18 protein-coding genes and 2 tRNA genes are annotated in these 13,751 nt (G+C 35.6%); 14 read left to right on the top strand and 6 right to left on the bottom strand.

The window, feature by feature from the left end:
* The first annotated feature begins 18 nt into the window (after nt 1–18).
* On the top strand, nt 19–1,359 hold the full coding sequence (gene glnA / locus ACE025_RS11755) for a type I glutamate--ammonia ligase (RefSeq protein ID WP_485939993.1): 1,341 nt from the start codon (nt 19–21) through the stop codon (nt 1,357–1,359).
* Nucleotides 1,360–1,413: 54 nt separating this feature from the next.
* Here glnA and ACE025_RS11750 read toward each other — a convergent pair whose 3' ends face one another.
* From ACE025_RS11750 to ACE025_RS11735, 4 genes are all read right to left on the bottom strand, one after another.
* Nucleotides 1,414–1,797 carry a PH domain-containing protein gene (locus tag ACE025_RS11750; RefSeq protein ID WP_485939991.1) on the bottom strand — a complete coding sequence of 128 codons (384 nt, stop codon included), beginning with the start codon at nt 1,795–1,797 and terminating at the stop codon, nt 1,414–1,416.
* A gap of 142 nt (nt 1,798–1,939) precedes the next feature.
* Nucleotides 1,940–2,116, bottom strand: a complete 177-nt coding sequence (locus ACE025_RS11745) for a hypothetical protein (RefSeq protein WP_485939990.1) — start codon at nt 2,114–2,116, stop codon at nt 1,940–1,942.
* A 216-nt stretch (nt 2,117–2,332) separates the two neighbouring features.
* Entirely contained in the window at nt 2,333–2,548 is a 216-nt protein-coding gene (locus ACE025_RS11740) for a glycine zipper domain-containing protein (RefSeq protein ID WP_485939988.1), read from the bottom strand.
* A 67-nt stretch (nt 2,549–2,615) separates the two neighbouring features.
* Complete coding sequence (locus tag ACE025_RS11735) at nt 2,616–2,927, bottom strand: ssDNA-binding protein (RefSeq protein WP_485939986.1); 312 nt, start codon at nt 2,925–2,927, stop codon at nt 2,616–2,618.
* A gap of 233 nt (nt 2,928–3,160) precedes the next feature.
* On the opposite strand from ACE025_RS11735, the gene ACE025_RS11730 reads away from it, so the two are divergent.
* From ACE025_RS11730 to ACE025_RS11720, 3 genes are all read left to right on the top strand, one after another.
* Nucleotides 3,161–3,234: transfer RNA gene (locus tag ACE025_RS11730), tRNA-Arg, on the top strand.
* A gap of 270 nt (nt 3,235–3,504) precedes the next feature.
* Nucleotides 3,505–4,296 carry a general stress protein gene (locus ACE025_RS11725; protein ID WP_485939984.1) on the top strand — a complete coding sequence of 264 codons (792 nt, stop codon included), beginning with the start codon at nt 3,505–3,507 and terminating at the stop codon, nt 4,294–4,296.
* A 311-nt stretch (nt 4,297–4,607) separates the two neighbouring features.
* On the top strand, nt 4,608–5,546 hold the full coding sequence (locus tag ACE025_RS11720; RefSeq protein WP_485939982.1) for a DUF975 family protein: 939 nt from the start codon (nt 4,608–4,610) through the stop codon (nt 5,544–5,546).
* A gap of 93 nt (nt 5,547–5,639) precedes the next feature.
* On the opposite strand, the gene ACE025_RS11715 is transcribed toward ACE025_RS11720, so the two are convergent.
* Nucleotides 5,640–5,728 (bottom strand) — tRNA-Ser (locus ACE025_RS11715).
* A 189-nt stretch (nt 5,729–5,917) separates the two neighbouring features.
* Between ACE025_RS11715 and ACE025_RS11710 the strand changes: the two genes are divergently transcribed.
* Nucleotides 5,918–6,574, top strand: a complete 657-nt coding sequence (locus ACE025_RS11710; protein ID WP_485939980.1) for a lipoprotein — start codon at nt 5,918–5,920, stop codon at nt 6,572–6,574.
* Between the two features lie 172 nt (nt 6,575–6,746).
* Complete coding sequence (locus ACE025_RS11705) at nt 6,747–7,310, top strand: CDP-alcohol phosphatidyltransferase family protein (protein ID WP_485939978.1); 564 nt, start codon at nt 6,747–6,749, stop codon at nt 7,308–7,310.
* Nucleotides 7,311–7,354: 44 nt separating this feature from the next.
* On the opposite strand, the gene ACE025_RS11700 is transcribed toward ACE025_RS11705, so the two are convergent.
* Entirely contained in the window at nt 7,355–7,984 is a 630-nt protein-coding gene (locus tag ACE025_RS11700; RefSeq protein ID WP_485939976.1) for a PepSY domain-containing protein, read from the bottom strand.
* 216 nt (nt 7,985–8,200) lie between these two features.
* On the opposite strand from ACE025_RS11700, the gene ACE025_RS11695 reads away from it, so the two are divergent.
* From ACE025_RS11695 to fabT, 8 genes are all read left to right on the top strand, one after another.
* Nucleotides 8,201–8,797, top strand: coding sequence for a TVP38/TMEM64 family protein (locus ACE025_RS11695; protein WP_485939974.1), 597 nt, complete (start codon nt 8,201–8,203; stop codon nt 8,795–8,797).
* Between the two features lie 39 nt (nt 8,798–8,836).
* Nucleotides 8,837–9,514 carry a CBS domain-containing protein gene (locus tag ACE025_RS11690; protein ID WP_485939972.1) on the top strand — a complete coding sequence of 226 codons (678 nt, stop codon included), beginning with the start codon at nt 8,837–8,839 and terminating at the stop codon, nt 9,512–9,514.
* Nucleotides 9,515–9,645: 131 nt separating this feature from the next.
* A complete protein-coding gene (locus ACE025_RS11685; protein WP_485939970.1) occupies nt 9,646–10,206 on the top strand; it encodes an NADPH-dependent FMN reductase in 561 nt (186 codons plus the stop codon).
* 185 nt (nt 10,207–10,391) lie between these two features.
* Nucleotides 10,392–10,841, top strand: a complete 450-nt coding sequence (locus ACE025_RS11680; RefSeq protein ID WP_485939968.1) for a MarR family winged helix-turn-helix transcriptional regulator — start codon at nt 10,392–10,394, stop codon at nt 10,839–10,841.
* 39 nt (nt 10,842–10,880) lie between these two features.
* The gene (locus ACE025_RS11675) at nt 10,881–11,825 is read left to right on the top strand and encodes a ring-cleaving dioxygenase (protein WP_485939967.1); all 945 of its coding nucleotides are present in this window, start codon (nt 10,881–10,883) and stop codon (nt 11,823–11,825) included.
* Between the two features lie 20 nt (nt 11,826–11,845).
* Nucleotides 11,846–12,451, top strand: a complete 606-nt coding sequence (locus ACE025_RS11670) for an alpha/beta hydrolase (protein WP_485939966.1) — start codon at nt 11,846–11,848, stop codon at nt 12,449–12,451.
* Nucleotides 12,452–12,709: 258 nt separating this feature from the next.
* On the top strand, nt 12,710–13,042 hold the full coding sequence (locus tag ACE025_RS11665; protein ID WP_092480990.1) for a DUF2187 family protein: 333 nt from the start codon (nt 12,710–12,712) through the stop codon (nt 13,040–13,042).
* 250 nt (nt 13,043–13,292) lie between these two features.
* Nucleotides 13,293–13,742 carry a fatty acid biosynthesis transcriptional regulator FabT gene (fabT, locus tag ACE025_RS11660; protein WP_092480989.1) on the top strand — a complete coding sequence of 150 codons (450 nt, stop codon included), beginning with the start codon at nt 13,293–13,295 and terminating at the stop codon, nt 13,740–13,742.
* Nucleotides 13,743–13,751 lie beyond the last annotated feature (9 nt).

Raw genomic sequence — 13,751 nt, 5'->3', positions numbered from 1 at the left:
ATAAGGAGAGAAGCTATTATGGTAAAAATGACGAAAGAACACATTGAACAAACTGTAAAAGAAGAGGACGTACGATTTTTACGTTTGATGTTTACAGATATTTTGGGAACTATCAAAAACGTAGAAGTTCCCATCAGTCAATTAGAGAAAGTGTTAGACAATAAAATGATGTTTGACGGTTCTTCAATTGAAGGATTTGTGCGGATTGAAGAAAGTGATATGTATTTACGTCCAGACTTAGATACTTGGTTGGTTTTTCCATGGGGAGCTGGAGAAGGTAATGGGAAAGTAGCTCGTTTGATTTGTGATATTTACAATCCAGACGGCGAACCTTTTATGGGTGATCCACGTGCCAACTTGAAACGTGTATTAAAAGAGATGGAAGATTTAGGGTTTACTGAATTTAATCTTGGACCAGAACCGGAATTTTTCTTGTTCAAATTAGACGAAAACAATGAACCGACATTGGAATTAAATGATCACGGCGGCTATTTCGATTTGGCGCCAGTAGACTTAGGAGAAAACTGCCGTCGCGATATCGTACTGCAACTGGAAGAGTTAGGATTTGAAATTGAAGCCAGCCATCATGAAGTAGCACCTGGGCAACATGAGATTGATTGGAAATATGCCAATGCTGTTGAGGCGTGTGACAATATCCAAACCTTTAAGCTAATCGTGAAAACAGTAGCTCGTAAACATGGGTTGCATGCCACGTTCATGCCGAAACCATTATTTGGTGTAAATGGTTCGGGTATGCATTTCAACTTGTCTCTTTTTACAAAAGACGGAAATGCTTTTTATGATAAAAACGGCGAGATGGAATTAAGTGATACTGCTCGTGGTTTTATTGCAGGAGTTTTAAAACATGCTCGTGCATTTACAGCCGTTTGCAACCCAACAGTCAACTCATACAAGCGATTAGTTCCAGGTTATGAAGCTCCAGTTTATATTGCTTGGAGCGGCCGTAATCGTTCACCACTGATTCGTATACCAGGTTCACGTGGAATGTCTACACGAATTGAAGTACGCAGTGTTGATCCAAGTGCCAATCCTTACTTGGCAATGGCGGCTTTATTAAAAGCTGGTTTAGATGGGATCAAAAATGAACTAGAACTGCCAGCACCGATTGACAGAAATATTTATGCTATGGATGAGGAAGATCGCCATGAAAATGGCATTTACGATCTGCCCGCTACTCTGATGGAAGCTATTAAAGAACTGTCTAAAGACGACGTTATCAAGGATGGTTTAGGAGAACATATTTACAATAACTTTGTAGATGCGAAAAGGGTAGAATGGGATGCTTTTCGTATTCAAGTTTCACAATGGGAAAGAGAGCAATACTTAAAATTGTATTAAACAAAAAACGAGGTGCGAATAACAATCATTCGCACCTCGTTTCAATTGTAACGATTATTTTCCTAAAACTGCTAGAGCTAAGGCTTGTTGAATCGTTTCGATATGTTTATCCTTCGTAAACTGCAAGCTGACAGCCGGTTCAGCTGCGCTGGAAATAAAAATGTTTAATTCGGCGTCTAAATCAAAGTGTCCTGAAGTTTCTACCGAAAAACGGCTGATCGATTTATAAGGCAGGGAATTATAAGTAGTTTTTTTGCCAGTCATTCCTTGTTTATCGATGATGATCAATCGTTTGTCTGTGAAAACGATCAAGTCGCGTACTAACTTAAAGGCTAAATCGATATCTTCAGAATCTAAAATTACACTGCCTAGTTTTTTACGCGCATCTTCTGCGCTAACGTTGCTTGCATTCCCGATTATTCCACCAATTAGTCCCATTTCAACACTCTCCTTAAAGGATAAATACTCTTATTATTTATTATAACAAAAGAAATCAGAGAAAAGAAAAATAAAGAGGGTTGTATAGAACCATTTAACAAAAAAGAAGCTCTCTTTAGTAAGAAGCTTCTTTTATATTAGGCTAGTTATAGAAAGATAGAATCAAATTATCCATTCTATTTAAGGCTGTTATTATATCATCATATTGATAAATATGTATTTCCTCACCAAAGTGCAGGCTCACACAAAAACCTAAACTATTGTAGGTCAATTCCAATTTATACCCGTTTAGTTTCATGCTGTATATCGTCAATTCCATATAAAAGCTCCTTATTTATGATTATTTTTCAATTATACACATAATTCCCGACTATTTATTTTAAGTGTTTGTTAAATAATCATGTATGTATGATTACAAGGATAAAAGATAATAGAGTAAATGAAGAAAAGAATTCATTTTAAACAGAGAGTCCTTTTCTGATCTCTATAAGTCAATAAAAATCGCCCCTAGTTTAATAAAAGCTAGGGGCGATTTTTATTTTGTCCTATTTTTAGATTTTGCAGCATCTATACTCGAACCTACAGCTATACCAAGTGCTATGCCTAAAGCTATCCCTATAGCTAAATTGTCGAATACTAGACCTAAAGCACTCCCAATAGAAACACCCAACGACAAACCTATGGCAAGAAAAGAGCTCTCATCTTTTTCATTATCGTGATTTTTCGACTTATCATTGTTAGGGTCTTTCATAGACGACCACTCCTTCTAGTGTATAGTCTTATTTTACCACGTTGGAGGGTGTAGTCTATTAATACACTTAAAGCATAACTTTCTTATGCGGCATTTTTCTTCCTTTATAATCAAAGAGCGAGTTGAATGGCGATGCAGTTTTTAGGATCTTGAATTTTCGTACAACTAATTGATTGCGATCGTTGATGGTGAACTGAAGGGCAACCTCTGTATTTAACGATACTTCATAAAGAAAACTAAAAGCTTTTTTTCCGGCAATCAAGCAATTGAATTTTTGTTGGTTGGACAGTAAAGTAAATCTGCAGAATGGAGTACCGCTTTTAGTGTTAATAATTTTGATGTCGGATACTATCTTTCCAGTCATGATAGAAGTGGTCAAAGTAAACTCCTCCTTTTCTATTTCATTATACGAACATTTGTTCTCTTTGTAAAGAAAGTTAACGTTAAACTTCTATTGCAACATAGAGGTTGTTCACATTTTAAAATCGTTTTTATTCTATGTGTTAAAGGTGAGAATAAAAATAAAAAACAATTTTTACATATTTATAAGTTTTTTGTTGACTTTTTATTCATTATTGCCTATAATAAATCTTGTCGCTGGTTAAACAACTTGTCTCAGTAGCTCAGCAGGATAGAGCATTCGCCTTCTAAGCGAACGGTCGGGGGTTCGAATCCCTCCTGAGACGTAATAATAGGCTGATACATAATTTTAAAAAATTAGTCCTTAATAAATTTAAAGCACCTATGCGATTAAGAACCTCTATGATGAGGTTCTTTTTTTTTTTTTTGAAATTTATAATATCGATAAAAAATTGTATGAATTTTAAGCAGTTTACGCATTAACAATAAAACCAAACCTTTATAAGCCTAATCAATTGGAAATCTGACCTTCATTTGATACGATAAAATTGAATAAGGGAAAATAAACTCGTAGAAGAAATTAGGGGGATGGTTTTATGGGATATAAAGCACTTGATGGTTTTTTATCGGCAGAAGAAGCAGTAGATAAAATAAATGATTTGGTAGATTTGGGATATGATGAAAAAGATATTACCATCTTAACTAAAGAAGAAAACAAAGAGCAGTTGGAGCGAAGAACATCAGCAAAAATAGAGACGGTTACGAAAAAACAAGACAAAGGAATGCTGGATAAAACAAAAGAGACCTTTGGAAGTAACAGCAGCGATGAAACAGATCCATTAGGTGCATATGATTTAGATGAACCTTCTAGAATACAATACAACGAAGTGATTTATGACAACGGTTTTGTTCTTCTTGTGGAAGATAAAACAACTTTTACAATGGGACGAGAAACTCAGACAACTCAGCCTTCCGAAAATACTAGTATGACTAGTGGGGAAACAGGCGATTTTAATGAGACTCCAGGAGGCGTGAATCCAATTATTCCAGGTACAGGTATGGATGCGGATGCTGCGATCACTAGAAATTCAAATGATATCCATACTTCAGATGATGGAACAACAGATGTACAAGATAAGTTCAACTATCCTTTTGAAGAAAGAAAACGGGATGCAGACAATGAAGTAAGTTATATCGAAAATCATGAAGTAACAAAAGCTAACCAAGAACTAAGTAAGGAAGGATGGACTGGTAATCCTGTAAATTCGAATACGCTAGGTGCAGGGACAGATCCTAAAATCCCGCCTCAAAGCTTAGAACCCATGGATGTTGACAACACTCCTCTTCAAAATGATCATACAATTGAGTCTGATCATCAAGATAAATAAAAAGAAAGCTGGTGAAAAAAATGATCAGAATGATCATGGTATTTGCTTTCAGCTATATCGGGATTTATTTTTCTTTGCTGTTATCCTTGATCTACTTCTTAAGACCAAAAAAAAGAAATAAAAAAAAGAAATAAAAAAAAGAAATAATGATCTCATTAAGGAAATATTTTGCTGAAAAAGGAATTCTTTTGAATAAACACTTCAAGAGTTCCTTTTTTGGTATAATAAAACAAATACGTAAATAGGAATCCTAATGAAAGGAACAGCAAGTAGTACAAAGTAAAAAGAATGCAGTTATTGGAGGAGTAATTATGACAAATAAAGAAATAAAAAGAGAAGCAAAAGCACGGTTAGCAGGCAATTGGAAAATAGCCATATTGAATTTATTTGTAGTTGGAATACTAACAGCGATTATTAATGAGGTATTGCTTGGTGTTACTGGAATAGGCGGAGGATTTGCTGATGTTATGTCAAGTTTATCTGACCCATATGCTATTGGAGCCGAAACGATATCACCTGCAGCAAGTATTTTTGCTTCTTTTGGCTCGATAGCCGTAAGTTTTATTTCCGCTGTATTCGTAGTAGGGTATGATTGGGCGTTATTGGATATGGTCGATGGAGAAAAGCTGACAGTAGAAGGAATATTTCAAGCAATAAATTCTAAACGCTTTTTTAAAGTTCTGGGAATTTCCATTGTTACAGGACTATTCGTGTTCTTCTGGAGTTTATTACTGGTGATTCCCGGGATTATTAAGTCTTACAGTTATAGTCAAGCCTATAATATTTATAAAGACGATCCTGAAGTCGATGTTGTTGGGGCAATTAATAGAAGTAAAGAAATAATGAACGGCAAGAAATGGAAATTCTTTACATTACAATTTTCTTTTATCGTTTGGTATCTTATTCCTATAGTGTTGTTTTTGGCCTTTATTTTTGGAAGCATCAATACAATCAGATATCAATTTCAAGAAGTCAGTATATATGCTAATGATGAATTTGTCGGGTTTTTATTGGGAATGCTTTTAGTTGTGTTGGCCTTTGGTTTAGCACTGTTTCTGATATCATTATATGTTGAACCTTATCGAAAAACAGCTTCTCAAGTTTTCTATCGAGACTTAGTGGGTTATCCAGAATTGGATGTAGATGAAGGTCTTTATGATGAGCAAAAGGGTTATACAACAGAGCACATTGATCCTTACGAGGAAGCAGAAGAATCTTCCCAATCAGATGATCATTTAGATCGATTTTAATAAATTGAAAAGTCAGCTCAAAGGTGTAGCTATCTTTGAGCTGACTTTTTAGATAGCCGATTTGTGACTCCCAAAAAAATAGGTATAAAACAACGGAAGATAAGGGATTTGAACCCTTGCGCGAAAAAATCGCCTAACGGTTTTCGAGACCGTCCCCTTCAGCCGAACTTGGGTAATCTTCCAAAAAAATTATTTTACAGATTGATTATAACGCTAAGAAAAAAAGTTGACAATGAATTAAAGAGTATTTTGTTTTGAAGTTCAAATATTCTAGGGTATAATAAATTTGAATTAAAGAAAGAAAACGATTGTTTCTTGATTGATAAGCTTTTTATCTAGAAAGGGGCAGCATACTATAGGAGGAGATCAGAATGAAAAAGTGGGCATTATTATTGGGGGTATCGGCATTCCTTGCAGGATGCGACATGATGGGGGGAGCGACTGAAGAATCACAGCCAAGCGAATCTTCAGAGTCAAGTGCAGAGAGTTCTGAAGAAAGCTCACAAGAGTCTTCTTCGTCTGAAGCGTCATCAGAATCCAGTTCATCAGAAAGTGCAAGTGGATCAGGAGAAGAGGTTGCTACTCAGTTTCCGCTAGTTCCGCAAAAATCTGAAATCGATCAAGGATTTACATTGGAAAATGATGAATTGCTGCAAGAAATCCAAGTAAGAATGAGTCAAACACCTGAACTGGGTATTGAAAACGATGTAGCCATTCACTTTACAGGATTGTTTTTAGGAGAAGAAGGACAAGATAACGTGCAAGCGGTATTTATTGTTGTAAACCGTACAGATATGGCAATGACAAATATTGATTTAACTGTCAGTATGAGTACGACTGATGGGGCTGTTATTCTAGAGAAAGCTCCGTTTACTCTAACAGAAGATTCATTTGGTATCTTAGAGCCAGACACAGTTATGCCTGCCTACTTCAAAGTTCCAATGGAAAATCAAGAAACTTTCTTCAGTGTCAGCGATTTATCAAAAGTTACTTACTCGATCGACTCCTTCGATTTTGATGAAAGATAATCATTTTAGGAAACTACAGTCTGGAAGAAATTTCCAGACTTTTTTCTATTCCAGGATACATATATGTATAGATAAATGCTAAGGTAATATAAGAACATCTGTGTAAAAACAAAAGTAATAGTGTACTATTGAAATAGAAGATTTATAAACAATAGAGTTTGGGGGAAAACAAATGACCTTTAAGTGGAAAGAAATATGGACTATCCCTAATATATTATCCATCATTCGTCTAATGCTGGTTCCAGTATTTATTTCTTATTATTTAAATGCTGAAAGTATGAATGATTACAGAATTGCCGGTCTGGTCATTCTTTTTTCGGGTATAACGGATTTAGTAGATGGTATTATTGCAAGAAAATTTGATCAGATAACCGACCTTGGCAAACTAATCGATCCGATAGCGGACAAAATAACGCAAGCAGCTATCGTTTTTTGCTTGATGGTGCGTTATGAATATATGTGGATCATCGTATTCTTGTTTGTTATAAAGGAACTGTCTATGTTGGTATGGAATATTGTACTTATTAAACAAAATAAAAAATTGGATGGTGCGTTATGGTACGGTAAAATATCTACAGCAGTTTTCTATGCGTGTATGACGATTTTAGTAGCTTTTCCAGATGTAGGCACAATTGTTGCCAATAGTTTAATGATCATCACTGTTTTTTTTCTGCTGCTTTCTTTTATACTTTATACAAAAATATTTGTTCAAATGTACCGTACCAAAATCAGCTGATACGAAAAACCGACTGGGACAATTGCGTCTCAGTCGGTTTGGTTTTAGCGTTCTATAATTTCCCCGGTCTCCGCGTTCAATACAATATCATCATCGTCTTCTTGTGAATCTTCTATACTGATTTCATAAACCGTCGTTCCGTTATCCGTTTCTAAATGCCATTCATCTACATATCCTGAGTTTACGTCTTCTAAAGCAACAGTCATGGCTTCTTGAGGAGTTAAAATATTATCCAAATTGAGTGCATCATTATTGTCATCATCATCTTCGTTATCTGTTTCGTTTTCAGTGACTTCTCCTGTAGCAGCATCTATGGTAAGTCCATATTCGGTTGTATCATCAAAACCATCAATATCATATTCATATTTGCCAGATTCCTCATCGAAAGTAATGGATTCAATAGACGTGTTTGGATGATTGTCATTGTAGATATCTACAGCATCATTTAAAGTGACATCAAATGCTTGTTCATTGATCCCTTGTCCAGTTGCTGTATCAGATGATAACTCCTCAGAAGAAGTTGCGGATTCAGAACTTGATTCTTCCGTTTCAGTAGTCTCGCTAGAAGATTGAGAAGAACTGCTTTGTTCTTCGTCAGTTGTTTGTGAACTGCATGCACCCAATATCCCCGTGCTAATCAACGTTAAAAAAACGACTTTCGTTTTATTTGTCAAAGTCCTCATCCTTTCTATAATCATTAAACCATTAGGCTATTTATAGTATAACAAGAACAAAATTAGCTGAACATTTATATGCTCTATCGTCTTTTCAGCTATTAATAGATTGGCTAAAAAAGAAATCAGTCAAAAGTAGGAGTGCATACTGCGTGTTTTTATCGTACAATCATTGTAAGATAATAGATAACGCATGTAGAAAAAGAGGTAGGATTTATGAAATACGTAAAAAACTTCCGTTTAAATTGGTTTGATTTATTAACAGTGGCGGGATTAGTGGTAACTGGTTTATTTATTTATTTAGGATATCATCATGGGGTATTTGATTCTCGCGAAAGCCTAATTGAATACGTAGAAAGTTTTGGGGCGCAAGCCATAATCGTGTTCATTTTTATTCAATTTTTACAAGTTATTCTTCCGGTGTTGCCCGCGGCAGTGACATGCGTGGCAGGAGTTATTCTGTTTGGTCCCGTTTGGGGTATTTTCTATAATTATATAGGGATTTGCATAGGTTCATTTGGAGCTTTTCTAATTTCCAAACGATATGGACAGCCGCTAGTAGAAAAAATGCTTAATGAAAAGATTTTCAAAAAGTATTCTAAATGGTTGAACGACAGTAAGGTTTTTGACAGAGTTTTTGCCATCGGAATCTTTGGTCCACTGGCGCCGGATGATGCTTTATGTTACTTAGCTGGGCTGACTCAAATGTCGTTGAAGAAGTTTGGATTAATTATTTTATTGGGAAAACCTATTCCGGTAGCATTATACAGTTTAGGGTGGTCTACCATTGTAAATTGGCTCAATTTTTTCTAAAACACGTTTAGGAAAAGTATCTCGAAAGGGAGGGTACAAATGGAAAATGCGGAACGATTTTTAGCAAGTTTTAATCGCATCCACAACCATCTAAGTTTTTTGAGCAATGAAAAAGAATATAAAAAGCCTTTTTATCATTTATTGGATGAGAATGAACACCGCAATAGCGGAGTAAAAACGTATAAGAATGATTTGCAAATATTTGCTGACCTAAGAAATGTCTTGGTACATAAAAAGCTGACTGTAAATGAGTATTTAGCGGTACCGACAGATAAAGTGGTTGAACGAATCGAAATGATCGAAGCAGAAATTAAAAGTCCGCCTAAAGTGTATCCTGCTTTCAAAAGAAAAGTCGTTCATTTCCAAGCGGATGATTTATTTACTACAGTGTTGGAGACGATTAAAAATCAGAGGATTACTCATTTCCCTGTTTATAAAAAGGGAAAATTGTTAGGTTTATTGACTGAGAATGGAATAGCTTATTGGTTAGCCAATCATTCTGAACTGTTGACGACGGACCTGCGGCAAAGTACTACAGAAGAAATTTTGATAGAAGATCACAAAAGCAACAATTATTTATTCATCAGAAAAGACATGAGCGTAGATGTGGCGGCTGAATTATTAAGAAACGATCGTAAAATTGATGCGTTGCTGATCACTGAAAATGGGAAGGTCTCTGAACATCCTATAGGAATCATTACGCCTTCTGATTTATAAAGTATATTTAATTTTCGAATGGGTTTTATTTGTGCTTTTTCTCTTTGTGAGATACAGTTACTTTATGTAAGGAAAGTATAGTTTATTATCCTTACACAAAACTAACTTACTTATTTAAGGAGGAATGGAGTATGAATAAAATTGGAATCATAACAGGTAGCACACGTCAAAATCGAGTCAGCCCACAAGTTGCAGGGTGGGTAAAGCAAATTGGAGATCAACGCGGTGATGCAGAATATGAAATCGTCGATATCAAAGATTACAACTTACCTATGTATAATGAACCGATATCAGCTGCTTACAGTACAGATTACAAAACTCCAGAGGCAAAACCATGGTCTGAAAAAATCGCCAGTTTAGACGGGTTTGTTTTTATTACTCCAGAATACAATCATGGAATCACATCAGCTTTGAAAAATGCGATTGATTATTTATATACTGAATACAATAATAAAGCTGCAGGAATCGTTAGTTATGGATCGTCTGGGGGAGTCCGGGCAGCAGAAGCTTTACGGGTTGTTTTAGCTGAACTTCAAGTCGCAACTGTCCGTACACACCCGGCATTGTCTTTATTCGTGGATTTTGAAAATATGGCTACGTTTAAACCGCAAGAGCTACATGTAGAGACAGTCAATACTATGTTGGAACAAGTCAATGCATGGTCCTCAGTATTAAAAACACTTCGGGCATAACTTTAATACAGTACAAAAGAAAGCAGCAAGCTGCCTTTTGTACTGTATTTTTATTTGTCACAGCAAGATAAAGGGTAAATATGATTTGAATAAATGTAAAATGTGTGATACATTTACCTCGAATTGAAGATAAATTATTTTTAACTATTTAGTTAGATATGATTTGATGATAAGGAGTGAATAAAATGACAAGAGAACAATTATCGTTAAAGGCTCTTACGGTCATGCTGAGAGCATTTCAAAGTACCCAAGATGTCATTAAACAAGATATGACGAAATATGGATTAAATCCTACAGAATTTGCTGTGTTGGAATTACTTTATTCAAAAGGAGAGCAGCAAATCCAACATATAGGAAAAAAAATCTTGTTGTCCAGCAGCAGCATGACTTATGTCATTGATAAGTTAGAGCAAAAAGGACATATCGAACGAAAACCTTGTGCAACGGATCGAAGAGTGATATTTGCTCACATTACTGAAAAAGGGAAAAAATTCATGGAGGAAGCTTTTCCAATGCATGAAAAGATGATCACAGAATTATTTTCTGTACTAACTGAAGAAGAGCTGGAGACCGTTATTCCTTTAGTGAAAAAAGTAGGTTTAGCAGCAGCTGAACAAAGCACAAAAAACAAATAAACGTCACTCAACCATAATAATAAATTAGGAGAGATCAGATTGACAAAACAAACATTGGGGATACATCACATCACTGCAATTGTGGGACATCCGCAAGATAACCTTGATTTTTATGGATCAGTACTAGGATTAAGGCTGATTAAAAAAACTGTCAACTTTGACGATCCAGGGACGTATCATCTGTATTTTGGGGATGAAGGCGGAGAACCTGGAACGATCATTACTTTCTTTCCGTGGGAAAACTCACGCCAAGGAAAAATCGGAGATGGTCAAGTAGGTGTAACAAGCTATCTTGTACCAGAAGGTTCGTTAGAATTTTGGGAAAATCGACTGACTGCTTTTGAGATCGAAGTTGAAAAGGCGACTCGTTTCGGAGAAGACTATTTAATGTTTCAAGATCCACATGGTTTAGAATTAGAACTGGTTGCTCGTAAAGGCGGAACTAGAAATCACTATACTTTCAATGGTGTCACATCGGATGTGGCAATTAAAGGTTTTGCAGGGGCAATACTTTATTCTTCAACACCTGGTGAAACGGCAAGCACATTAGAGAAAGTTATGGGACTTACAAGATCAGGAGAAGAAAATGGATTGATTCGATTTACAGCACTTGGAGACAAAGGTAATGTGATCGATTTGAAAAATACTTCTGTCGGCAAAGGAGAAACAGGTGTCGGAACGGTCCACCATATTGCTTGGAGAGCGAAGAATGATGAAGATTTGATAGATTGGAGAGCCTGGGTAAGTGAAAATCATTTTTATCCTACCAAGGTAAAAGACCGGAATTATTTCAATGCTGTTTATTACAGGGAAAGCGGCGGACTATTGTTTGAGATCGCTACTGACGGTCCAGGATTTGCACATGATGAGTCGTATGAAACGATGGGACAAGGCTTGATGCTTCCTGAGCAATATCAAGAACACCGCAATCAACTGGAAACACATCTTACTCCAATCAAATTACGTGAAATCAATCCAGAATAAAGTAAAGAGAGGAAGAGGATATGAAACATTTGTTTAAAAAAGGATTTAATCCTTCGAAACCAACGTTGTTGTTACTTCATGGAACTGGTGGAAACGAGCAAGACTTATTGCCTCTAGCGCAAATGATCGATCCTGAGTCACCTGTCTTAAGTGTACGTGGAAACATTCTCGAAAATGGCATGCCTCGATTTTTTAAGCGACTAGCTGAAGGAGTCTTCGATGAGCAAAACCTAAAAGAAGAAACAAAAAATTTGGCTGATTTTATTGATGAAGCTGCTATAACATATGGATTTGATCGGTCAAATGTTATAGCTATAGGTTATTCAAACGGAGCTAATATTGCTGGAAGCTTACTATTCCGTTATCCAAACATTTTAAAAGGAGCCATTCTGCATCATCCTATGGTGCCAGTTCGAGGATTGTCTTTACCTGACTTAAATGAGCTGTCCGTTTTTATCGGAGCCGGAGAAAATGATCCTATTTGTCCGCCTGAGGAAAGTAAGGAGTTAAAAGTACTATTAGAAGAAGCTGGAGCTGAAGTTGAGATAGATTGGGGACAAAGTGGACATTCGCTGACCCAGTCAGAGCTCGAAGCTGCTCGAAAATGGTACATGAAGAAATTTTAATCGTAAACAAAAAAATAAAAGTGCGCTAAATGAGGACATAAAACACTGCTGCTGTAGAAATGCTCTACAGCAGCAGTGTTTTTAATTTATTTTACAAAAAGAGACACTTTGGTGTGACGATGAAAAGTTGGTTAAAATTAGAAGAACGATCGTTATTTTGTAAAAAATTAAAATTGTGTTATAATAAAAGAGGAAATGAATAGAAGTAGTTTATTTTTTCGAGTTACGTTCTTAGAGTTGAAGAAATGAGGGGATTAAATGGGTAATAAAATTACCAAAGAAATTCAATCGTTAGTCGAAGTGGAACTTAGAAAAGGAGCCAGCAATTCTAGAATTGCAACGCTTCTAGGTGTGCCTTATAATGAAGCCGTTGAGATGATTGAAGAAATCAAGTTGTCTTTTAAGCCAGATGTTGGAGATAAAATTATTTTTACTTTCCGAGATGAAAAAATGGCAGGTGTCATTATCAAATTATTAAAAAATAGTGCAGTGGTCGATATTTCGTGGGATCTTTCGTCAGAAAAAATGAAAGATTTAATGGAAGACAGAACCATAGTAAACTTTAAAGATATCGAACAAACTGTTTTATAAATCCTAAAAGAAGTTGAATGGACCACATTCAACTTCTTTTTTTGTATTTCATAAATTTTAAAATACACTCTAAAAACTGCTTTAAATCAATCTTTTGAAAAAATACAGACATTGAAATCACAGATTGAGAACAAAAAGTTACGGTTTATTGTTGACAGGTTATCTAAAATAGATTAATATTTTGATTGTCAAACAGTTTGATGCTCAAACTAAAATTGAAAACTGAATAACATTAGATGGGAGGAGCGATGTGGACAAAATAGTCAACGAGATAAATCCGTACTTGGTAAGTATCTTCAACGAAATATTGATTATTGAAGAAAATGCTTTAAGAGGCAGCCGGTTCAATGATTTATCCATTAAAGAAATGCACACAATCGAAGCCATAGGAATGTATGGAGAACATACAACTTCTGAAGTAGCTAAGAAAACTTACGTGACTGTCGGTACATTGACAGTCTCAATAAACAATTTAGTGAAAAAAGGCTATGTTGAACGTTTACGAAGTGAAGAAGACAGAAGAGTCGTCCGGCTTGGTCTGACAAAAAAAGGACGTTTGCTTTATCGTCTGCATGATAAGTTTCATCGTGATATGGTCAGAGAAACACTTACTGATTTGAGCGATGAAGAGGCTCAGGTATTAGTAAAAGGTTTAAGAAATTTACATTTATTCTTAAACCGGATAAAAGAATCCTTATGAGAACAGAGT

This window comes from Desemzia sp. AGC72, assembly GCF_057334175.1.
Note: the sequence above shows the minus strand (reverse complement) of the source record. Positions and strands in the feature narration are given on the sequence as shown.